Below are 22,032 nucleotides of genomic sequence, written 5' to 3'. Positions count from 1 at the left end.
AGTGACCTCAATATTTTTAAGTAAATCAACGGGAGAATTGAAAGGCAGGAGAAAGTAACATGTCAGAAAATTATCGTTCTCGAGAGGAACGACGACAAGTTAAAAAGAAAAAACAACCAGCTTCTAAAACACAAAAGCCAAAAGGTAAAACATCATTCTTTCGCAAGTTTTTAATTACTTGTTTATTACTTGGTATTGTTGGTTTAGTGGCAGGGGTTGCTACCTTTTTCGTAATGATTAAGGATGCACCAAAACTTGAGAAAGCAAAACTTGTTAATCCGTTATCCTCAAAAATTTATGATAAAAACGGGGATTTGGTATATGAATATGGAAAAGAAAAAAGGACGAATGTTACGTATGAGCAAATACCTAAATTAGTAGAAAATGCATTTTTAGCGACAGAAGATTCACGTTTTTATGAGCATAGCGGAGTAGATTTTAAAGGTACTGCCCGTGCTGTTCTAGTAAGTCTTAAAGGGGATTATGGTTCTCAAGGTGGAAGTACGATAACACAGCAAGTTATAAAAAACTACTTCTTATCAATGGACAAAACACCAAAGCGTAAGGCGCAAGAAATATATTTAGCTTATAAGCTAGAACAACAGTATTCAAAACATGAAATATTAGAGATGTACTTAAATAAAATTAACTTAGGAAACCGTTCATATGGGATCGCAACAGCAGCACAAAACTACTATGGTAAAGAATTGAAGGACTTAACATTACCAGAAGTTGCGATGCTTGCAGGTTTACCGAAAGCACCGAATAACTATGATCCAACGAAAAAAGAAAATGTTCAAAAAGCAACAGAAAGAAGAAATGTTGTTCTAAGTTTAATGAACCGACATGGATATATAACAAAACAGGAAATGGAAGAAGCATCAAAAGTTGACGTAGAAAAGGGGCTTAAGCCTGCAGCTCAACTACAAACAATGCCATACCCTGCATTTATGGATGCAGTTGTGAAAGAAGTAGAAAAAGAATTACCAGATGCTAATATCGGTTCTGACGGTTTAGAAATTTATACAACGTTAGATCCGAAAGCACAGAAACTTGCAGATAATATTTTAAATAATAATATCATTGATTATCCGAACGATAAATTCCAAGGTGCATTCACATTTATGGATACGAAAACAGGAGAAGTTCGTGCTATAGGTAGTGGCCGTGGAGAAAATAAAGCTGTATTTAAAGGGCATAATATGGCAATTGAATTAGATCGTGCAGCTGGTTCAACGATGAAGCCGATTTTCGACTACGCTCCTGCAATTGAATATTTAAAATGGGCTACGTACCATCAAATTGATGACTCTCCATTTAAGTATTCAACGGGACAAGAAGTACGAAATGCAGATAGAAGTCATATGGGTCCAATTACAATGCGTGAAGCATTAAAAATGTCGCGTAATATTCCTGCAATTAAAACTGCAAAAGAAGTAGGGATTAGTAAATCGAAAGAATTCTCTGAGAAACTAGGTATTACATTTAATACAGCACCGACAGAATCGACAGCGATTGGTACAAATGAAGTATCGCCAACTGAAATAGCGGGTGCTTATGCGGCATTTGGTAATGAAGGTAAATATACGAAACCGCATTTTGTTAAGAAAGTCGTTTATCCAGACGGTAAGTCACAAAGTTTTGGACAAAAACCAAAACAAGTTATGACAGATTCTACAGCATACATGATTACTGATATGCTTCGTTCTGTAGTTACATCAGGTACTGGTACATCGGCAAATGTAGGCTCTTTAGATGTAGCTGGTAAAACGGGTACGACAAACTATTCATCAAAGCAATTAGCTCAATATAAAATTCCAGAAAGTGCAACTCGTGATAGTTGGTTCGCTGGATATACACCGCAATATACGATGGCAGTATGGACTGGGTATATGAAAGATGGTAAAGACGAGTATATTAGTAGTAAAAATACGAAAATTGCACAGTTGATCTTTAAAGAAATGATGAGCGAAATGGCTACAGATAAATCACGCTTTAAAATGCCAAGTAGTGTTATTCAAGAAGGTAGTGAGCTACGTATAAAAGGTGAAAAACGTGATTCATCGCCAAATACTAGCGTACCGGATACAACGGAGCAACCAAAACAAGATCAACAGCAAAAAACTGAAGAAGAGAAAAAGCAAGAAGAATTAAAGAAACAAGAAGAACTGAAAAAACAAGAAGAACAAAAGAAACAAGAGGAACTTAAGAAGCAAGAAGAACAAAAGAAACTAGAAGAGCAAAAGAAACAAGAAGAACAAAATAATGGAAATGGCCAAGGAACGACACCTCCAGCAAATAACGGAGGAGGTCAAGGAAATACGACACCTCCAGCAAATAACGGAGGAGGTCAAGGAAATACGACACCTCCAGCAAATAATGGAGGAGGTCAAGGAAATACGACACCTCCAGCAAATAATGGAGGAGGTCAAGGAAATACGACACCTCCAGCAAATAACGGAGGAGGTCAAGGAAATACAACTCCACCAGCGACCACACAACCAGAGACTGGCGGTAATGCAGGAGAGACCCCTGCTAATAATGGGCAATAAGAAAAATTTATAAAAAATATTAAAAAGCACTTAAGATTTGTGAAAATTACAATCTTAAGTGCTTTTTTCGTTTAAATGTAGTAGCTATGAAATGATGTGTTTTAAATGTTAAACGTACCATAAAAATTTTGAAAATAAATTGATGGGAAATGATAAAAGACTTGAGCCTGAGGTAGTGGAGCGTGGCTAGGATGATAAAAGGTAGTGCTACTTGGATGGGCACCATGATGCCAAAATGAAGGGGTAGCTTGACCTGGTGATTGGTATTGTTGCCAAATTGCTGGAAGTTCAATGCCGACATCGGAACTTGCTGTATGAACGGCGGGGGCATGTATTTCGGGTATCGAAGGAACCGCGACAGTTACTCTTGATGATAATACCCACATAAAATAATCACTCCTAAGTTGTGATAATAAATTAGTATATTCTTTTCACACGTATAAAGGTACATATATAGGACTTTCGTTTAAAATATGCGTACAAAGTCTTAAGACTAATGTAAGCTGATGGTGGACTATTTAATATGAAAAGATACGTCTATTTGCGGAGGGAAAAGAGATAAAAAAAATATACAATGAGGGTGTTAATCGTAATATTTTACGAGTGTATGGAGGTATTTTTATGGAACGATTATGGACGAAATCATTTATTCAAATGACTTTCGCAATGTTATTTTTATTTACAGGATTTTATTTACTTGTTCCAACGCTCCCGCTCTTTATTAAAGAGATAGGTGGCAATGAATCGCAAGTTGGACTTATGATGGGGATGTTTACAATAGCTGCTGTTGTAATACGACCGATTATTGGAGGAATGTTAGATCAATATGGTAGAAGATCCTTTATTATTTTCGGACTCATCTTTTTTGGCTTAACGATGTATTCCTATAATATAGCATCGACTATTGTCCTTTTAGCTGTTTTACGTGTTATTCACGGAGTAACATGGGCTGTTTCTACAACAGCTGTTGGAACAGCAATAACGGATATTATTCCAGATTCACGCCGCGGTGAAGGTATGGGTTGGTACGGGATGGCGATGACAATTGCAATGGCGATCGGACCTATGATTGGATTATGGGTTGTGCAAAATTATTCATTTGATGGTCTATTTTTATTAGCGACGTTGTTATCTTTTATGGCAGTCGTATTATCATTAATAACGAAGATCCCATTTACGCCACAAAAAGAAAAAGGGAAAATTCAGCTATTTGAGAAATCCGTATTAACAATCACGATTGTAGTATTCTTTTTATCGTTTGCATATGGAGGAATAACAACCTTTTTACCGTTATTTGCATCATCAATTCATGTAAACCCGGGAACTTTCTTTCTTGTATATGCAATTGCATTAACAATTGTAAGACCAATTTCAGGGAAACTATTAGATAAGTATGGAGAAGTATTCATTATACTTCCAGCATTATGTATTACTATTTTAGCTATAGTTGTTTTAACTATTTCAAATGGTTTGATAGGTGTAATTATCGCAGCAACATTATACGGTATTGGATTTGGTTCAGCGCAGCCAGCTTTGCAAGCGGCAATGCTTACAATTGTCGATCCGAGTAAAAGAGGAGTTGCAAATGCTTCATTTTTTACAGCGTTTGATTTAGGAATCGGGTTAGGTGCTATTTTACTTGGAATTGTTTCACAAATGTTTGGTTATCGTATTTTATTTTCAGGGAGTGCAATTTCAGCATTGATAGCCTTAATTATTTTCGTCTTCTTTGTAAAACAACGATTAGGAAAAAAAGAGTTTGCGTAAACTGGAGGAATAAAGATGAGAATTTCAATTGATCGTAAAGCTCTGCAATGGTTCCAGGAAGAATTACGTATAAAGCACGGTGAATCTGTACGTTTTACTGTAAGGTACGGAGGGGATAGTTCAATTCAGCCCGGATATTCTTTAGGGGTTGTTGCTGAGAAACCCGATGGCGAAATAGTGTCAGTTGAGAAGGAAGGTATTATATTTTTTGTAGATTCTGATGATCTTTGGTATTTTCAAAACTATGATTTATTTGTAAGTTATCATGAGGAAATGGAAGAAATTCAATTTAATTATGTAAAATAATAACTTTATTAAAAATGAATAAGTTTTATATAAAAATTATATTTAAGAGATAGTGAAATAAATATCATATAGTAACGAGCTGTATTTATGTACAGCTCGTTTTTTCTATTTCTCAAATAAAATTAGAATAATTGTATATTTGGCGGTGTTATATGAAAAATCTTTATATCTTGTTTTTGAAAATACGCAAAGAAGTCTATCCTTTCTTTATAAAATATAAGAATTATTTTCAAAAAATTGTATTGTTACAGTAAGAAAAGTGTAGGAAACTTATCATTATAAAATAAATTGAAATCTTCTAAAAACTCTGATACATTGAAATAGAAATGTAGTTTCACAATATTGTAAAGGCTTACAGTTATGTGCACGAAGATCTATTAGGATTGGAGGAAATAATGATGAAAGCTGAAGAGAAATTTTCCCCGGGATTAGATGGTATAGTGGCAGCGGAGACGAAAATCTCGTTTCTTGACACAGTAAAAGGTGAAATTGTAATTCAAGGGTATGACTTAATCGAACTCTCAAAAACAAAAGAGTATTTAGACATTGTGCACCTTTTATTGGAGGAACACCTACCGAATGAAGATGAAAAAGTAACACTTGAAAAGAAATTAAAAGAAGAATATGCAGTACCAGAAGGTGTATTCAACGTACTAAAGGCATTGCCTAAAGAGACGCATCCCATGGATGGATTACGTACAGGTGTGTCAGCGTTAGCTGGTTACGATAATGATATCGAAAACCGCTCGTTAGAAGTGAATAAAAGCCGAGGGTACAAGCTGTTAAGTAAAGTGCCAAACATTGTAGCGAATAGCTATCATATTTTAAATAATGAGGAGCCAATTGAACCTCTTAAAGAATTATCTTATAGTGCGAATTTCTTCTATATGTTAACTGGTAAAAAACCAACTGAACTTGAGGAAAAGATCTTTGATCGTTCCCTTGTTTTATATAGTGAGCATGAAATGCCAAACTCTACATTTACAGCTCGCGTTATTGCATCAACACAATCAGATTTATACGGTGCTTTAACAGGTGCAGTTGCATCTTTAAAAGGAAGTTTACATGGCGGTGCAAATGAAGCGGTTATGTACATGCTTTTAGAAGCTGGTAATGTTGAGAAATTTGAAGAGTTATTACAGAAGAAACTATATAACAAAGAAAAAATTATGGGCTTTGGACACCGTGTTTATATGAAGAAGATGGATCCAAGAGCACTTATGATGAAGGAAGCTTTAAAACAGTTATGTGATGTAAAAGGTGATTATACACTATATGAAATGTGTGAAGCTGGAGAAAAGATTATGGAAAAAGAAAAAGGAATTTATCCAAATCTTGATTATTATGCAGCTCCAGTATATTGGATGCTAGGTATTCCAATTCAACTTTACACACCAATCTTCTTTAGCTCTAGAACAGTGGGGTTATGTGCGCACGTTATTGAGCAACATGCAAATAATCGTTTGTTCCGTCCTCGTGTAAATTATATTGGCGAGCGACATGTACTTAGTAAATAAGAACAACTGGGGAGTTGTTAGCGCCGCCCGCCAGATGGGTGTTTGACCGACACCCATCATTAATAATAACGAATTTTCGACAGAAAGGGAAGAATAGCATGATTAAAACAAATGAAATTAAGCAAAAAGATGCATTATTAGAAGAGATTACCGATTATGTATTAAATAAAGAGGTTACTAGTGCAGAAGCATTCAGTACAGCTCGTTACGTATTACTTGATACACTTGGATGTGGAATTTTAGCACTGCAATATCCAGAATGTACGAAATTACTAGGACCAGTTGTGCCAGGAACAATCGTGCCAAATGGTACACGTGTACCAGGTACGTCTTATGTACTAGATCCAGTAAAAGGTGCATTTAATATCGGATGTATGATCCGTTGGTTAGACTATAACGATACTTGGCTTGCAGCAGAGTGGGGACATCCATCTGATAACCTAGGCGGAATTTTAGCAGTTGCAGATTATATTAGCCGTGTTCGTATTTCAGAAGGAAAAGAAGCTTTAAAAGTACGTGAAGTATTAGAAATGATGATTAAAGCACATGAAATTCAAGGCGTGCTTGCTTTAGAAAACAGCTTAAACAGAGTTGGTCTTGACCATGTATTATATGTAAAAGTAGCAACAACTGCAGTAGTTGCGAAAATGCTTGGCGGAACACGTGAAGAAATCTTTAATGCATTATCACATGCGTGGATTGATAATTCTAGTCTTCGTACATATCGTCATGCTCCAAATACGGGCTCACGTAAATCATGGGCTGCAGGTGACGCAACGAGCCGCGGTGTTCATCTTGCAATGACTGCTCTAAAAGGTGAAATGGGTTATCCAACAGCATTATCTGCGCCAGGATGGGGATTCCAAGATGTATTATTCAATAAACAAGAATTAAAATTAGCAAGACCACTAGAGTCATATGTAATGGAAAATGTATTATTTAAAGTGTCATATCCAGCAGAATTCCATGCACAAACGGCTGCAGAATGTGCAGTGAAGTTGCATCCGGAAATTAAAGAGAGATTAGATGAAATTGACCGTATTACAATTACAACTCATGAATCAGCAATTCGTATTATTGATAAAGAAGGTCCATTAAATAACCCAGCTGATCGTGATCATTGCTTACAATACATTACGGCAATTGGTTTATTAAAAGGAGATATCGTTGCAGACGATTATGAAGATGCAGTAGCAAACGATCCACGTGTAGATGAATTACGTAATAAGATGGTTGTTGTTGAAAACAAACAGTACAGTTTAGATTACCTTGACCCGAACAAGCGCTCAATCGCCAACGCTGTTCAAGTTCACTTTAAAGATGGCACAGTAACAGAAAATGTGGAATGTGAATATCCGCTTGGTCACCGCTTCCGTAGAGACGAAGCAATTCCAAAAGTTGTTCAAAAATTCACTGCAAATATGGCAGGTCATTATTCTAGTAAGCAACAAGAACAAATTCATGAAGTTTGTTTAAATGAAGAAAAACTAGAAAATATGAATGTAAACGAATTTGTAGATCTATTCTTAATTTAATAATAGGGGGGGAATTTAGAATGGCTTGGGTTGTGAAAAAACAGTCAACACAAGAGGAGCTTGCGAATCGATTCCGAGCTTTAGTAGAAGCAAATGAAATTTTGCAAATTCCAGGTGCTCATGATGCAATGGCAGCTCTTGTTGCGAAAAATACAGGTTTTTCAGCTCTTTATTTATCAGGAGCTGCTTATACTGCAAGTAAAGGTTTACCAGATTTAGGTATCGTGACGTCTACTGAAGTGGCTGAGAGAGCAAGAGATTTAGTAAGAGCTACAGACTTACCTGTTCTTGTTGACATTGATACAGGATTTGGTGGTGTACTAAATGTGGCGAGAACAGCTGTAGAAATGGTGGAAGCGAAAGTAGCAGCTGTCCAAATTGAAGATCAGCAATTACCAAAAAAATGTGGACATTTAAATGGTAAGAAACTTGTTACTACAGAAGAATTGGTTCAAAAAATTAAAGCGATTAAAGAAGTTGCACCGAGCTTATACATTGTAGCACGTACTGATGCTCGTGGCGTTGAAGGATTAGATGAAGCAATTGAAAGAGCAAATGCATATGTAAAAGCAGGTGCAGACGCAATTTTCCCTGAAGCGCTTCAATCAGAGGAAGAATTCCGTCTATTTAATAGTAAGGTAAATGCACCTTTGCTTGCGAATATGACTGAATTCGGAAAAACTCCATATTATAGTGCAGAGAAATTTGCGAATATGGGTTTCCAAATGGTTATTTATCCTGTAACTTCACTTCGCGTTGCAGCGAAAGCGTATGAAAATGTGTTTGCTTTAATTAAAGAAACAGGTTCTCAAAAAGATGCACTTTCTAATATGCAAACGAGAAGTGAATTATACGAAACAATTTCATATCATGACTTTGAAGAGTTAGATACTGGTATTGCAAAAACAGTATTATCAGAAGATCAATAGATAAAGCAGCGAAGGCGATGAAAATACATCTTTGGCAAAATAAAATGCTTGATGTGAAAAATCATCGCCTTCTATTTTCAAAAAAGATATTCCACTCATCGTAGACGAGCATAAGCAAAAAGCTATGAAAGCCGAATGATAGGGGGATACATATGGAGAAAACGAAGTTACCATGGGATGAATTCTTTTCACTTAATAAAGATATAAATCATACTTACTTTACACCAGAAGATTTTTCAGGTGATGAAGATTTAATCGCAAAAACGACAGAACAATTCGTTAAACAAGAAATTGTTCCACAAATGGAGAATATTGAACAACATAACTATAAAGTTTCTCGTCAATTATTTGAGAAAGCTGGGGAACTTGGATTATTAGGCATTGAGGTACCAGAAGATTATGGCGGGTTCGAGTTAGGAAAGGCTGTCTCAGGTCTTGTAGCAGAGAAAATGGGTTACGCTGGTGCGTTTAGCGTTTCTTTTAATATACACGCTGGTGTCGGTACATTGCCTTACATATATTATGGAACGAAAGAGCAAAAAGAAAAATATTTACCGAAAATCGCATCGGGAGAATGGATTGGGGCTTATGCTTTAACAGAGCCAAATGCTGGTTCGGATGCATTAAGTGCAAAAACAAGCGCCGTATTGAATGAAGAGGGAACAGCTTGGAAGTTAAATGGTGAGAAGCAATGGATTACAAATGCTCATATGGCAGATGTATACGTTGTTTTTGCGAAGACAAATAAAGGAATGACAGCGTTTATTGTCGAAAGAACATGTGAAGGTGTATCTATTGGATTAGAAGAAAAGAAAATGGGGATTAAAGGTTCTTCAACAGCGACTCTTATTTTAGAAGATGTTGTCATCCCTGCTGAAAATGTTTTAGGGGAAGTTGGGAAAGGGCATCACGTAGCCCTTAATATTCTTAACTTTGCTAGACTTAAACTTGCTTTTGGAAATATTGGAACAGCAAAACAAGCAATTGGTTTGTCGGTTCAATATGGAAAAGAGCGAAAACAGTTCCAAACGGAATTAGTAGACTTTACGATGATTCAAGAGAAAATTGCAAATATGATCATTGCTACATATGGAGCCGAAAGTGCAGCTTATCGTACGGCAGGTGTAATCGATGAAGCAATTCATGAGAGCGATGAAGATCTTATGAAGAAAATGTCCCAATTTGCAATTGAATGTGCACTGAATAAAGTAAATGCTTCTGAAACACTTGCTTATATCGTAGATGAAGCTGTACAAATTCATGGTGGTTACGGTTATATGCAAGAGTATGAGGTAGAACGATTATATCGTGATGCTAGAATTAGTCGTATTTTTGAAGGAACGAACGAAATTAATAGATTAACAGTTGCCAAAATGTTAATGAAGCAAATCGAACAATTAGAAGATACTGAAGTAGAAAGTGATGTAGCAAATGTAGAAAGAAACCATCGTTACATTTTATTAGCGAAAAAATTGTTGAAACAATCTTTGAAAACGCTCTCTAAAACTCCAGACCTAAAAATTGACCAAGAACAAGAATATTCACGTGTAATTTCAAATATGTTGACGGACGTGTACGTCATGGAATCAGCGTTTTTACGTACGAGAAAAGCGGTAAGTAAAAATGGTGAGGAAAAAGAACGTACGAAGCAATTAATAACGGATGTTATTTGTGAAGAAGGATACCGTAAAGTAGAAGAAGCGGCGATTTCTGTACTTTCAGCGGCTGTCACAGAAGAACAAGATAGACATGTGATTTTAGCTGAAATCCGTCAATTATTAGTGCCTTTATACACGAACGTATTTACGAAGAAGAGAGAAATTGCGAAAGCTATTATAAATCGCGGGAAATATATTGTGTAAATAGGAGGAAAGCGATATGAAAAAGATTGGTTTTATCGGTTTAGGTAACATGGGCCTTCCAATGTCAAAAAATCTAGTTAAATCAGGTTACACAGTATATGGCGTGGACTTAAATAAAGAGGCGGAAGCGTCCTTTGAAAAAGAAGACGGAATTATCGGTCTATCAATCTCAAAACTAGCAGAAACATGTGATGTAGTTTTTACAAGTTTACCTTCACCTCGCGCTGTTGAAGCGGTATATTTTGGAGCAGAAGGATTATTTGAAAATGGTCACTCGAATGTAGTTTTCATTGATACAAGTACGGTATCGCCGCAGTTAAACAAACAGTTAGAGGAAGCTGCAAAGGAAAAGAAAGTAGACTTTTTAGCAGCACCTGTGAGCGGTGGTGTAATAGGAGCCGAAAACCGTACATTAACGTTTATGGTTGGTGGATCGAAAGACGTATATGAGAAAACGGAATCTATCATGGGCGTACTAGGCGCGAACATTTTCCACGTTAGTGAGCAGATTGATAGTGGTACAACTGTTAAGTTAATTAATAATTTATTAATTGGTTTTTATACAGCTGGTGTGAGTGAAGCTTTAACATTAGCGAAAAAGAATAATATGGATTTAGATAAAATGTTTGATATTTTAAATGTAAGTTACGGTCAAAGTAGAATTTATGAACGTAATTATAAAAGTTTTATAGCACCTGAAAACTACGAGCCAGGATTTACTGTGAACTTGTTGAAGAAAGATTTAGGATTTGCAGTTGACTTAGCTAAGGAAAGCGAACTCCATTTACCGGTAAGCGAAATGTTATTAAACGTATATGACGAAGCGAGTCAAGCTGGATATGGTGAAAACGATATGGCTGCTTTATATAAGAAAGTTAGCGAGCAATTAATTTCTAATCAAAAATAAATTATACAAAGGAGAGAATACAATGATTACAACTGAAATTAAACGAGTAAAAAATCACATTAACGGTGAGTGGGTTGAATCGACAGGTACGGAAGTAGAAGCAGTTCCAAATCCAGCGACTGGAAAAATTATCGCTTACGTTCCACTATCTCCAAAAGAAGATGTTGAAAAAGCTGTTGAAGCGGCAAAAGCAGCATTCGAAACATGGTCTAAAGTACCAGTTCCAAATCGTTCAAGAAATTTATATAAATATTTACAGCTATTACAAGAAAACAAAGATGAGCTTGCAAAAATCATTACGCTAGAAAATGGTAAGACGCTAACGGATGCAACAGGTGAAGTACAGCGTGGTATTGAAGCGGTAGAACTTGCAACATCTACGCCAAATTTAATGATGGGTCAAGCACTTCCGAATATCGCTAGCGGAATTGATGGATCGATTTGGCGCTACCCAATCGGAGTTGTTGCTGGTATTACACCGTTTAACTTCCCGATGATGATTCCGTTATGGATGTTCCCACTTGCAATTGCTTGCGGTAATACATTCGTATTAAAAACATCTGAAAGAACGCCACTTTTAGCGGAGCGACTTGTAGAATTATTCTATGAAGCAGGTTTCCCAAAAGGCGTATTAAATTTAGTGCAAGGCGGAAAAGATGTTGTAAATAGCATTTTAGAAAATAAAGATATTCAGGCTGTTTCGTTCGTTGGCTCTGAGCCGGTAGCTCGTTACGTATATGAAACAGGTACGAAACACGGAAAACGTGTACAAGCATTAGCAGGTGCGAAAAACCATGCGATTGTAATGCCAGATTGCAATCTTGAGAAAACAGTACAAGGTGTAATTGGATCTGCATTTGCAAGTAGTGGAGAGCGCTGCATGGCATGCTCAGTAGTAGCAGTAGTGGATGAAATTGCTGATGAATTTATTGATGTATTAGTAGCAGAAACGAAAAAATTAAAAGTAGGCGATGGCTTTAACGAAGATAACTATGTTGGACCATTAATCCGTGAATCTCATAAAGAGCGCGTTTTAGGCTATATTAATAGCGGTGTAGCAGATGGGGCAACTTTATTAGTAGATGGCCGTAAAATTAATGAAGAAGTTGGAGAAGGTTACTTTGTAGGTGCGACAATCTTTGATGGCGTGAATCAAGAAATGAAAATTTGGCAAGATGAAATTTTTGCTCCAGTATTAAGTATTGTACGTGTTAAAGATTTAGAAGAAGGTATTAAACTAACAAATCAATCTAAATTTGCAAATGGTGCGGTTATTTATACGTCAAATGGTAAACATGCACAAACATTCCGTGATAATATCGATGCTGGTATGATTGGTGTAAACGTAAACGTTCCAGCACCAATGGCATTCTTCGCATTTGCAGGAAATAAAGCTTCATTCTTTGGTGATTTAGGTACAAATGGTACAGATGGCGTTCAATTCTATACACGTAAAAAAGTTGTAACTGAGCGCTGGTTTTAATATAGAGTAAACAACCAAATCAGTTATTAGATGAAAACCACCACTATTAATAGTGGTGGTTTTCGTCTTGTTAATTATTTTTTTCAAAAGCTAGTTTAATACCAAATCCAATTAGGACGACTCCTGTTAGCCCTTGAATATAACGTTGCGTCTTCGGTTTTTTCATAAAAGCACTAATTTTATCAATTAAAAATATATAAAATGCAAACCAAATGACTGTTAAAACGAGGTAAGTAAGGCCCATTACAAGAAGTTGAATAAATGTATTATGATTTGAATTTAAAAATTGTGGTAAAAAAGTTAAAAAGAAGACTGCTACTTTAGGATTTAATAAATTTGTAAGAAATCCTTGGCGAAAGCAAGAAGTATGTTCGTTTTCATTATTCAAAGATAGATCATTTGTATCTAAGTTTTCTTTGTTTCTTACTGCTAAAAGGGCTTTAATACCGATATATATTAAATAGAGAGCCCCAACGTACTTGAAAATAGAAAATAAAAGAGCTGACTTTACAATAAGTGCAGAAAGACCAATTACAGCAGCTAAAGTATGAATTAATAGTGCAATACATGTACCAAACACTGTTTTCACTCCACCGACTTTACCAGCAACCAATGTATTTTTCGTAGCCATTGCTGTATCTGGACCAGGTAAAATGATAAGGCAAATAGACATAATGATGAAAAGAAGATAATTTTCTATCATAGCCGCCCCTCCTTTTTATTTTTAGAATATTTGATTAAAATCAGTGTAGCACAAAAATGGATTTAATAAAATTAAATTTTATTAAAAATAACTAAATAAAAAAGGCTGTATAGTAGCTGTAATTACACTACTATATAGCCTCGATTTTATACCGCTATTTGCGGGTAGTAAGATTTTCACCGCACAAGATTTAGCTGAAGCAAAGAAGTTAGGTGGGGGATGAACAAAATATCCCCTCATGACAATTTCATTTTATGCATTAAGTAAGTTAAAGAAACGATTCACATCTTCTTCTGAAACGTCACTTAACTGTTTATATTTATAATTCGGATTTTGATCTTTATCAACGACAACGGAGCGTACTCCTTCGAAGAAATCTTCATGTCTCATGAAGTTTTTAGCAAGTATAAGGTCCGTAGCGAAACATTCTTCAACGGATTTATCTTGTCCATCAATAAACTGTTTTAATGTTACTTTTAGTGAAATAGGGGATTTTGATAACAGTGTTTCTTTCGTTTTTAGAGCAAAGGAACTTTCATCTTTCTCCAATGAATGGATGATTTCTTCAATTGTATCGAAAGCAAAATGTGAATTGATTACTTCTAATGAAGGAGCGAGCTCGCTTTCTAAGTTTGGAGCAGTTGCAAATGTACGAATAACTTCTTTTAAATTAGTATGTACATCATCTTCTTTATGCCAATTTACACTTTCAAGTTCAGTAAGAAACTCTGGTAATGAATCAGATGTCATAAAGTAATCTGCAGCATTAATAAATAATACGTCAGAAGCTTTTAAAATAGATGCTGTTAAAGCAACGAATCGTCCTGTATATCCAGGCGCTTTATTTAAGAAATATGCAGCTCCGACGTCTGGGAAGAAGCCGATATTCATCTCTGGCATTGCCCATTTCGTACGCTCAGTTACAATGCGATACTTCGCACCATTTGTAAGACCGACACCACCGCCCATTACAATTCCATCTAAACAAGCAATAATCGGTTTTGTATATTGATAAATATATGTATCAATTTCATACTCTTCTTCAAAAAAACGTTCTGCATGTTGCAATGCCACTTCATTGGAACGCGCTTCATAAAGAGTTTTAATGTCGCCACCTGCACAAAAACCTTTTGTGCCAGCTCCTTTTAACACGATAAGTGCAATACGCTCATCGTGTTCCCACTCTTTAAGTTTTTGTCCGATAGGTTGTAACATGTCATAAGATAAAGAATTAAGTGCTTTTGGACGGTTTAAAGTAATTGTCGCAACGCCGTTTTCACTAACAGAAAATAAAACTTGTTCAGTCATAATGCATCCTCCCTTACATATCTTCTTATTCTTAATTCTTGATATGTACTGAAATGTCCTTTATAAATTTTGTCAAAAGTTGACGGTAAATATTAATTTGGTCACTGCATATTTTGACGAGTTATCTTTGCAGGATTTCAGAGACCGAGGGGGAATATTACAACATTACTGTAAGTGTAATTATTTGAAGTTATAATGATAAAAGCGCTATTATATAGGTGTGAAATGTTCATTATCAATTCTAAAAGTGTGTTTGAAGAAAAAATAAATCGTACAATTGTAATAAAAAATTTTACATTGAATTAGAAATAGAGAAAGGAGAAATCGGAATGCCAGGACCTTTACTATTGTCGGTTATTATTTTGTCTTTTTTAATGATAGGAATAACGCAGTATTTTCATCATACAGATACGACAGAAGAAGTGAAGGATAAAGTACGTCTCGTATTTCCGATTTTTATAATATCTATTTCATTCTGTATTTTATTAAATAAAGATGGCTACATTGTCGCAGTGTTCTCATTTTTCGTCGCAATCGTCTTAATTACCGTTTTATATTATGTAATGAAAGACTTTATACAAAAATAAAGATGTCACAATAGGCATTTTTATTTTTGGGGAAATGTAAATTTCACATACCGTATTTTATATAAAATACATAAAGCATATAACAATAGAAAAGTGTGTACTTTGCTGTGTATGTACTTGTCAATCTTGCATAGCCACTATACTATTAAAATGTAGAGATTATAAAAGGGTTGTATCTATCATGAAATTTGAGATGCACACAAAAATTATTTCAAATGAAAAGAAGTAAGATTACATATTGAAGAAAATATATTTCAATTAATATTGATGGTTATCACTTATTTACAATTCAAGAAATATTGCCTTTATATAAATCAAATGAAGAAAGAATTGGAAGTGCAACGATATTGAAACTAGAGTGGGAGAACGGAAAAACTACAATAAACTATCAACTCGTTTCACTAAAATCAGTAAATTAAAAGGAGTAGAAAAATATGAAGTTATTTCATACAGCGGATTGGCATTTAGGAAAGCTTGTTCATGGCGTGTATATGACTGAAGACCAAAAGATTGTATTAGATCAGTTTGTACAGGCTGTTGAAGAAGAAAAACCAGATGCTGTAATTATTGCAGGGGATTTATATGACCGAGCAATTCCACCTACAGAAGCAGTAGACTTATTAAATGATGTGCTGCAAAAAATAGTTATTGATTTACAAACACCAGTTATTGCAGTAGCTGGTAATCATGATAGTCCGGATCGTATCCATTTTGGAAGTAGTTTAATGAAAAAACAAGGATTACATATTGTAGGTCAATTTCAATTCCCGTACGAACCTGTTGTACTAAATGATGAATATGGAGAGGTTCACTTCCATCTAATACCGTATGCAGACCCAAGCATAGTGAGGCACGTGTTGAAAAATGAAGACGTACGTTCTCATGATGATGCGATGCGCATTTTTATGAATGAGCTCTCTGAAACGATGGATAAAGAAGCTAGACATGTATTTGTTGGACATGCATTTGTAACTTCTTCAGGAGAAGCGGAGGAGAATACAAGTGATGCAGAACGACCACTTTCAATTGGTGGTGCTGAATATGTAAATAGTCATTATTTTGATAAGTTTCATTACACAGCGCTTGGACATTTACATCAAGCGCATTTCGTACGTAATGAGACGATTCGATATTCAGGTTCACCACTTGCCTATTCAATTTCTGAAGAGAAACATAAAAAAGGTTATTACATTGTAGAACTGAATGAAACTGGTGAAGTAGCAATTGAAAAAAGGTTACTTTCACCACGTCGTAAAATGCGAACAGTAGAAGCGAAAATAGATGAATTATTACAGCACCCAGTAAGTGAAGATTACGTATTTGTAAAATTATTAGACGAAAACCCTGTCTTACAGCCAATGGAGAAAATACGATCTGTATATCCAAATGCAATGCACGTTGAAAGAGCGATGCAAAGGCGAGAACTCACAGATACAAATGAAGTAACGGTTTCAAGACATAAAACGGATGATTTATCTCTTTTAAAGGCTTTCTATAAAGAAATGAAAGGGTTAGATTTATCAGAAGAGAAAGAACGCCTATTTATAGATGTATTACAAACAGTGCAAGAACGGGAAGGTGAACGAGGATGAGACCGATTCAGCTTATTATGACAGCATTCGGGCCATATAAACAGAAAGAAGTAATCGATTTTGAAGATCTTGGAGAACATCGTATTTTCGCTATTTCTGGGAATACGGGAGCTGGAAAAACAACGATTTTTGATGCGATTTGTTATGTGTTATATGGTGAGGCTAGTGGAGAAGAACGTAGTGATACGAGCATGCTTCGAAGTCAATTTGCTGATGATAATGTTTATACAAGTGTTGAATTAACCTTTCAGTTAAAAGGGAAACGCTATGAAATAAAACGGCAACTTGGACATAAAAAACAAGGGAATAAGACCATTACAGGACATGCAGTAGAATTATATGAAGTTATTGATGGAGAAAACGTTCCAGCCGTCGATCGTTTTCATGTAACAGACGTAAACAAAAAAGTGGAAGATTTAATTGGGTTAAGTAAACATCAATTTAGCCAAATTGTTATGTTACCCCAAGGGGAATTCCGAAAACTATTAACATCTGAGACGGAAAACAAAGAAGAGATTTTACGTCGTATTTTTAAAACGGATCGTTATAAATTAATGCGTGAGTTACTTGATCAAAAGAGAAAACAATGGAAAGATGTCTTGCAAGAAAAACAAAAAGAGAGAGAGCTCTATTTCCGTAATGTTTTTAAATTACCAATCCGTGATGGAGCATTATTAGAGAAATTAGTGGCACAAGAACATGTAAATACGCATCAAGTAGTAGAAGCGTTAGAACAAGAAACAACCGTGTATAAGGCAGAGGTTGAGCAATTACAAGTAGAACAAGATGTTCAAACGAAGCAATTAAAGGATGCAGAAACACGTTTTCATGCAGCAAAATCTGTAAATGAGAAATTTATAGATTTACAACAAAAGAATGAGAAATATAACACTTTACAAGAGAACCGTGCAGCAATTGAAAAGAAAGAAAAATCCTTTAAACGTGCGGAACAAGCAAAGCGCTTATTACCATTTGAACAATGGTATGAAGAAGCGATGGAAAATGAGCAGAAAGCTGAAAGTTTGTTAAAACAGATAAGCGTCAAACAAGAACAGATAATGAATAGCTTTGAACTTGCTCAGGAGAAGTATGAAGTAGTAAAGAATAAAGAAGCTGAGCGAGAAGAGGCTAAAAAACTTGTTCAAAGATTAGAAGAGTTACAAGCGATTATTGAATCATTAGCTGAGAGAAAGCTGAATTTACAAAATACCGAAATCCAAATAGGGAAATTAAAAGAAAGTATGCAAAAGTTAGATCAACAACTAGAAGAGCATACAAACAAAAAACAGAGAATGTCTGATGAATTGCAGCAATTAGAACAAGCACTTGAGCAATATGTAGCTAAAGTAGAAGAACTAACGAATATGCGAGAAGATGCAAAAGTTTTAAAGCAAGCATATGATGTTTGGCAAGAAAAACAAAAATTCGAGCAAGAAAAAGAAGCGGCAAATAATAAAATGCAAGTGGCAGTTCGTGCATATGAAAACATGGAGCGCCGCTGGTTAAGTGAACAAGCTGGTATATTAGCTCTTCATTTACATGACGGTGAATCTTGTCCGGTATGTGGTAGTACGAATCATCCGCAAAAAGCTACAGAACAAAGTAATGCGATCGATGAAAAAGAGTTAAACGATTTAAGAGATAAGAAGAACATTGCTGAAAAATTACATGTGCAAGTAGAGGAGAAATGGAATTTCTATCGACTACAATATGAACAAGTGATAGAAGAAGTTGTGAAGCGCGGCTACAACTCGGAAAAATTAGCTGAAACATATAGTGCACTTGTTCAAAAAGGAAAACAATTAGCTGCAGACGTTAATACGTTAAAAGCAAGTGAAGAAACACGTAAGCAGATTGCTGCGAACATGAAAAGCGTAGAAGAAAAAATAGAAGAACTTCAGAAACAAAAACGAGAAGTGGAAACAATGCAGCACCGTACAGAAATGGAGTGTATGCAACTTCGTACGTCATATGAACATGATAAACGAAATATTCCAGAAAACTTACAAACAGTACAAGCTTGGAAAGCACAGTTTGACCAAGCTATGCAGGAACTTAGGTTAATGGAGGACGAATGGAAGAAAGTGCAGGAAGCGTATCAGCATTGGCAAAATGAAAATATACGTATTCAAGCAGAACAAAAAGGTGCTTCTAATCAATTTGAAAGTGCAAAATTAAAGAAAGAAGAGACTTTCGCACGCTTTATGAAAGAGCTAGAACAAAGCGGGTTTACAGACGAATTCACGTATAAAGAAGCCAAATTAAGCGATCACGAGATGGAAATGTTACAAAAAGAAATTCAAGGTTATTATTCATCGCTTGAAGTGCTTGCAAAACAAATTGAAGAGTTACAAGCTGAATTAAAAGATAAAGAGTATATGGATATTACAGCGTTAGGTGAACACATAACAGAATTACAAATTAATCTCGATATCATTAAAGAAAAACGTCAACGTGCGCAAAATGCGGTAACATATATTTCTGATTTACATGAAAACATTAGACGTATTGATGAGCAAATTCATGAGGAAGAAAAAGCCTTCCAAGAACTTGTTGACTTATATGAAGTAATGAAAGGTGATAACGAGAGCCGTATATCATTTGAACGTTACATCTTAATTGAGTATTTAGAACAAATTGTTCAAATTGCAAACGAACGATTACGTAAATTATCAAACGGACAATTTTATTTAAAACGAAGTGAACGAGTTGAAAAGAGAAATCGTCAAAGTGGATTAGGCTTAGATGTGTACGATGCATATACTGGCCAAACACGCGATGTAAAAACACTATCCGGCGGAGAGAAATTTAATGCATCACTTTGCCTAGCGCTAGGAATGGCAGATGTCATTCAAGCATATGAAGGTGGTATTTCCATCGAAACGATGTTCATCGATGAAGGGTTCGGTTCATTAGATGAAGAATCATTAACGAAAGCAGTAGACGCCTTAATTGACTTACAAAAATCAGGCCGATTTATCGGTGTCATTTCACACGTACAAGAGCTGAAAAACGCAATGCCAGCTGTATTAGAAGTAACGAAGCAGAAGGATGGATGTAGTCAGACGCGGTTTGTGGTGAAGTAAGCTTAAAAAATGGAGTAGGGAATCTACCGATACTTTTAGTGTCATATGTATGAATAATAAAACGTCGTCTCTTCATATTGGAGGCGACGTTTTATTTTATAAAATATCTATGAATTATCTGTAGAAGGCGGCGTATTCTCCAAACGATTATAAGCTTTAAAAGCTGAAATTGCTGAGATAACCCCGCCTACTAAAAATAAAGTCGATCCTCCAACTAAGATGATACGACTGACATATGTTTCCCGTGCTTCTTCGACTTCTTCTTGTAACGCTGTAGGCATATGAATCCTCCTTTATAAAAGTTGTTTTATCTCGCTATTTGCCGTGCAGTAAGACCCACATCTAAAAATTCAGGGGAAGCAAAGAATTTAGGTGGGGCCCTGCTGCCCGTAAAAGCCCGATTGGTGAGGGCTGATAATCAGTGGGGGATGAACAAAAGCCCCACTGATTAAAGTTTCACTTTATAAATAGTATATACAAACGCCTAAAATGTGTTAAAATAACTGATGATTTTACGCAGTGAGTAATTAGATGAGTAGGATGCGAGTGGCTAAGTAAATCTTCATCACAAATTTATGTGAACTTCACATAGAGCACATATTAACATTGTATTATGTATATGTACCAAATAAATAAAGTGAATGTAAGTTCTGTTTTCAAAAATTTAAAATCCTTTTATTTCTATATGAAAGTTTTAATCAAGGGTTTTAAAAAATTTGAAATAGATCTTATGAATATGGAATTCATATAAAGGGGAATGTCTTATGACAACATATACGAGTGAAATGAGAAAAACTTTAGTTTCAGAAGAAGATGTAGATATTTTAAAAATTATGGCGCATCCAATCAGACTGCAAATTGTAAATGAATTAAGTACGAGAAAAACTTGTAATGTAACACAATTAACAGAGTTACTGAATATTCCGCAATCTACTGTTTCACAACATTTATCAAAAATGAAGGGTAAAGTGTTACGAGCAGAGAGAAGAGGTTTAGAAATTTATTATCATATTAACAATTTAAAAGCGAGTAAGATTGTTAATGTTTTAGGTATATAAACTAGTGAAATATTTTTATATAAAATAGCCCCTGCTGTTGAGCAGGGGCTATTTTGTGTTGTTTTATGTATTTGTATTTAAAACTTTATAGTTTTTATGATTTACAATTGTTCGATCAAATTCAAAAGTACCACCGCTTACATTTGTAATTTCAACTAAGACCGATTCAGTATAAAGTTTTAATACAGATCCTGTAATCTTTAAATTATTTCGTTGAAAAGTATAGTATCCCCTACGTTTGCTTTCATAGTACCTCCTCATTAAAGACAGAAATATTTTTTATTATATATATTAAACCACGGATAGATATATTAGTGAATATTTAGTTTTATTTATTGGGAAAAAATTTGTTCTCTAATAGAAAAGTATAAAGTACTCTTATGTTAAAAGTTATATTTTATTTAAGTTTATCCCGCTATTTGCTGGGCAGTAAGACCCCCACCTCAAAATTCAGTGGAAGCAAAGAAGTTAGGTGGGGGCCCTGCTGCCCATAAAAGCCCGATTGGTGAGGGTTGATTAAAGTTTCACTTTATTATAAGCAAAGTAAATTGTTTTCAGCATTAGCGAAACAATATTTCTATGTAAATACTGCAGAGAAACAAATTATTCAAAAAACAGACACTATGTAGCACAAAACGTAAAGTAGATAAGTAAAGTTTTTTCAGGAGTATAAGAAAATATACGTTTATTAATAAGATCTCTAATTGGTAAAATTCCAATTAAAAACATAGAAAAACTTTAATATAAAAAGGTAATCAATTACAAATGGAGAAGTAATATATACGAAAGGAGAGATTTATATGAATAAAGGGAAAAAACAAGTTAGTCAACTTAGTTTTC

General features: G+C 35.1%; 17 protein-coding genes and 2 pseudogenes. 14 read left to right on the top strand and 5 right to left on the bottom strand.

Annotation, left to right across the window (positions count from 1 at the left end; translation table 11 throughout):
* Window positions 1–59 precede the first annotated feature (59 nt).
* Window positions 60–2,552, top strand: coding sequence for a PBP1A family penicillin-binding protein (locus IQ781_RS04120; protein ID WP_001293963.1), 2,493 nt, complete (start codon window positions 60–62; stop codon window positions 2,550–2,552).
* Window positions 2,553–2,653: 101 nt separating this feature from the next.
* Here the strand turns inward: IQ781_RS04120 and IQ781_RS04115 are convergent, their stop codons facing one another.
* Window positions 2,654–2,938 carry a hypothetical protein gene (locus IQ781_RS04115; protein WP_000270101.1) on the bottom strand — a complete coding sequence of 95 codons (285 nt, stop codon included), beginning with the start codon at window positions 2,936–2,938 and terminating at the stop codon, window positions 2,654–2,656.
* 235 nt (window positions 2,939–3,173) lie between these two features.
* Between IQ781_RS04115 and IQ781_RS04110 the strand changes: the two genes are divergently transcribed.
* From IQ781_RS04110 to IQ781_RS04075, 8 genes are all read left to right on the top strand, one after another.
* The gene (locus IQ781_RS04110; RefSeq protein ID WP_063219985.1) at window positions 3,174–4,319 is read left to right on the top strand and encodes an MFS transporter; all 1,146 of its coding nucleotides are present in this window, start codon (window positions 3,174–3,176) and stop codon (window positions 4,317–4,319) included.
* Window positions 4,320–4,334: 15 nt separating this feature from the next.
* Window positions 4,335–4,625 carry a HesB/YadR/YfhF family protein gene (locus IQ781_RS04105; RefSeq protein ID WP_001222842.1) on the top strand — a complete coding sequence of 97 codons (291 nt, stop codon included), beginning with the start codon at window positions 4,335–4,337 and terminating at the stop codon, window positions 4,623–4,625.
* 395 nt (window positions 4,626–5,020) lie between these two features.
* Window positions 5,021–6,142: a citrate synthase gene (mmgD, locus tag IQ781_RS04100; protein ID WP_002041090.1), complete on the top strand. Its 1,122-nt coding sequence runs from the start codon at window positions 5,021–5,023 to the stop codon at window positions 6,140–6,142.
* A gap of 98 nt (window positions 6,143–6,240) precedes the next feature.
* Window positions 6,241–7,677, top strand: coding sequence for a 2-methylcitrate dehydratase (prpD, locus tag IQ781_RS04095; protein ID WP_000598123.1), 1,437 nt, complete (start codon window positions 6,241–6,243; stop codon window positions 7,675–7,677).
* 20 nt (window positions 7,678–7,697) lie between these two features.
* A complete protein-coding gene (prpB, locus tag IQ781_RS04090) occupies window positions 7,698–8,606 on the top strand; it encodes a methylisocitrate lyase (protein WP_139846924.1) in 909 nt (302 codons plus the stop codon).
* Between the two features lie 152 nt (window positions 8,607–8,758).
* Window positions 8,759–10,468, top strand: a complete 1,710-nt coding sequence (locus tag IQ781_RS04085) for an acyl-CoA dehydrogenase family protein (protein ID WP_139846925.1) — start codon at window positions 8,759–8,761, stop codon at window positions 10,466–10,468.
* 16 nt (window positions 10,469–10,484) lie between these two features.
* A complete protein-coding gene (locus IQ781_RS04080; protein WP_242808226.1) occupies window positions 10,485–11,375 on the top strand; it encodes an NAD(P)-dependent oxidoreductase in 891 nt (296 codons plus the stop codon).
* Between the two features lie 22 nt (window positions 11,376–11,397).
* Window positions 11,398–12,858 (top strand): CoA-acylating methylmalonate-semialdehyde dehydrogenase, encoded by a 1,461-nt coding sequence (locus tag IQ781_RS04075; RefSeq protein ID WP_000633344.1) that lies wholly within the window; start codon window positions 11,398–11,400, stop codon window positions 12,856–12,858.
* 70 nt (window positions 12,859–12,928) lie between these two features.
* Here IQ781_RS04075 and IQ781_RS04070 read toward each other — a convergent pair whose 3' ends face one another.
* Entirely contained in the window at window positions 12,929–13,561 is a 633-nt protein-coding gene (locus IQ781_RS04070; protein WP_139846926.1) for a LysE family translocator, read from the bottom strand.
* A gap of 252 nt (window positions 13,562–13,813) precedes the next feature.
* A complete protein-coding gene (locus IQ781_RS04065) occupies window positions 13,814–14,869 on the bottom strand; it encodes an enoyl-CoA hydratase/isomerase family protein (RefSeq protein WP_000139777.1) in 1,056 nt (351 codons plus the stop codon).
* A gap of 329 nt (window positions 14,870–15,198) precedes the next feature.
* On the opposite strand from IQ781_RS04065, the gene IQ781_RS04060 reads away from it, so the two are divergent.
* The 4 genes and pseudogenes from IQ781_RS04060 (at window position 15,199) to IQ781_RS04045 (ending at window position 20,134) form a co-directional block, all read left to right on the top strand.
* The gene (locus tag IQ781_RS04060; RefSeq protein WP_001119404.1) at window positions 15,199–15,456 is read left to right on the top strand and encodes a hypothetical protein; all 258 of its coding nucleotides are present in this window, start codon (window positions 15,199–15,201) and stop codon (window positions 15,454–15,456) included.
* Window positions 15,457–15,637: 181 nt separating this feature from the next.
* A pseudogene (locus IQ781_RS04055) lies at window positions 15,638–15,875 on the top strand (DUF2584 family protein).
* A 15-nt stretch (window positions 15,876–15,890) separates the two neighbouring features.
* On the top strand, window positions 15,891–17,048 hold the full coding sequence (locus tag IQ781_RS04050) for an exonuclease SbcCD subunit D (protein ID WP_000765153.1): 1,158 nt from the start codon (window positions 15,891–15,893) through the stop codon (window positions 17,046–17,048).
* A complete protein-coding gene (locus tag IQ781_RS04045; RefSeq protein WP_139846927.1) occupies window positions 17,045–20,134 on the top strand; it encodes an AAA family ATPase in 3,090 nt (1,029 codons plus the stop codon). Before IQ781_RS04050 ends, IQ781_RS04045 begins: the two co-directional genes overlap by 4 nt.
* A 107-nt stretch (window positions 20,135–20,241) precedes the next feature.
* On the opposite strand, the gene IQ781_RS04040 is transcribed toward IQ781_RS04045, so the two are convergent.
* On the bottom strand, window positions 20,242–20,415 hold the full coding sequence (locus IQ781_RS04040) for a hypothetical protein (RefSeq protein WP_001141668.1): 174 nt from the start codon (window positions 20,413–20,415) through the stop codon (window positions 20,242–20,244).
* 483 nt (window positions 20,416–20,898) lie between these two features.
* Here IQ781_RS04040 and IQ781_RS04035 point away from each other — a divergent pair, with 483 nt between their 5' ends.
* Window positions 20,899–21,192, top strand: coding sequence for an ArsR/SmtB family transcription factor (locus IQ781_RS04035; RefSeq protein ID WP_242808225.1), 294 nt, complete (start codon window positions 20,899–20,901; stop codon window positions 21,190–21,192).
* 63 nt (window positions 21,193–21,255) lie between these two features.
* Here the strand turns inward: IQ781_RS04035 and IQ781_RS04030 are convergent.
* Window positions 21,256–21,440: pseudogene (locus IQ781_RS04030) on the bottom strand (YkvS family protein).
* Window positions 21,441–22,032: the final 592 nt, after the last annotated feature.

Origin of the sequence: Bacillus sp. N447-1 (assembly GCF_022701035.1) — a bacterium.
Lineage (GTDB): Bacteria > Bacillota > Bacilli > Bacillales > Bacillaceae_G > Bacillus_A > Bacillus_A cereus.
This window is presented reverse-complemented; position numbering and strand designations above follow the sequence as displayed.